General features: G+C 65.9%; 2 protein-coding genes. Both read right to left on the bottom strand.

Annotated elements, in window-relative coordinates; genetic code table 11:
• Positions 1 to 163: 163 nt before the first annotated feature.
• Complete coding sequence (locus tag AC1DU6_RS31020; protein ID WP_457324877.1) at positions 164 to 979, bottom strand: DUF72 domain-containing protein; 816 nt, start codon at positions 977 to 979, stop codon at positions 164 to 166.
• Positions 980 to 1,048: 69 nt separating this feature from the next.
• On the bottom strand, positions 1,049 to 1,463 hold a 415-nt coding region (locus AC1DU6_RS31015; protein WP_477861961.1), incomplete at its 5' end, for a 4Fe-4S dicluster domain-containing protein.

Below are 1,463 nucleotides of genomic sequence, written 5' to 3'. Positions count from 1 at the left end.
GTGCCATCGTCGGCTTTCGCATCCGCGTGACGCGCTGGGAACTCAAGCTCAAGATGAGCCAGAACCGCGCGGCGGTGGAACGCCAGCGCATTCGCGAGGCGCTCGCGGCCTCCGAGCGGGCCGAAGAACGCGCTACGGCTGAATGGATGACGCGATTGGAGGCCTAGACAGGGACCTCTTCGCCCAGCGCCCGGCGCAGCGCCATCGCGGCATGCGGCGCCCGCTCCTTGGCACCGCTGATGAAGTAGACGAAGACATCGCGCGGCGCCGTGCTCGCCGTGGGTACGGGTTCGATGCGCGGCACGCCCTCGGGCTCGCCGCCCTCGCTCCAGATGCGCGCCGACCCGGCCAGTTGCGGGAAGACCTCGGGCTTGCAGCCCAGCGCCTCTTCCGAGTGCGTGCGCATGATGCGCGTGTAGACGAAGTCGCCCGTCGGCTCGGCAATCGGCGGGTAGTCGTCGGACTCGGTGAACACCGTCGCGGCCTTGTACTGGCGGGCCAGCGCGAGGTATTCGGGGCACTGGAAGCTGGCATGGCGCACGTCCAGTGCATGGCGCAGCTTCAGGCCATCGACTTGAGCAGGCAGCAGTTCCAGGAAGGCCGTCAGATCGCCAGCGTCGAAGCGGTGCGTCGGCGCCAACTGCCAGACGATGGGGCCGAGCTTGTCGCCGAGTTCGGCGATGCCGCTGTCGATGAAGCGCTTGATGGAGTCCGCCCCGTCGGCCAGCACGCGGCGCTGGGTCGCGAAGCGGATGGCCTTGAGCGAGAACATGAAGCCGGCGGGTGCCGTATCGCGCCACTTGGCGAAGGTGGCGGGCTTCTGCGCGCCGTAGTAGGTGCTGTTGATCTCGATGGCCGTGAGGCGTTGGCTCGCATATTCCAGCTCACGGGCCTGCGGCCAGCCCTTGGGATAGAAGTTGTCGCGCCAGGGCTCGAAATTCCAGCCGCCGATACCGACCCTGATGGTTCCGTTGCTCACGCCGACTCCTGGCTGATGGCTGTATGAAAAAACAGTCTATCGGCCAGGGTGCTTGCATTGCAAGAGGGCTTACATGCCCGCGTAGTTCGGCCCGCCRCCGCCYTCGGGCGTGACCCASACGATGTTYTGYGTYGGGTCYTTGATGTCRCAGGTYTTGCAGTGCACGCAGTTCTGCGCGTTGATCTGCAGCCGCTCGCCGCYGCCGGCCTCATTGGGCACGAACTCGTAGACGCCTGCCGGGCAGTAGCGGCTCTCGGGGCCTGCGTACTTGGCGAGGTTGACCTGCACCGGCACCGAGTTGTTCTTCAGCGTCAGGTGGGCGGGCTGGTTTTCCTCGTGGTTGGTGTTGGAGATGAACACCGATGAGAGGCGGTCGAAGGTCAGCTTGCCATCGGGCTTGGGGTAGCTGATGGGCTTGCATTCGGCGGCCGGGCGCAGCGACTGGTGATCGCCCTTGTGGTTGTGCAGCGTCCAAGGTGGGTTG

The sequence above is a fragment of the Roseateles sp. P5_B10 genome, assembly GCF_056400485.1.
Note: the sequence above shows the minus strand (reverse complement) of the source record. Positions and strands in the feature narration are given on the sequence as shown.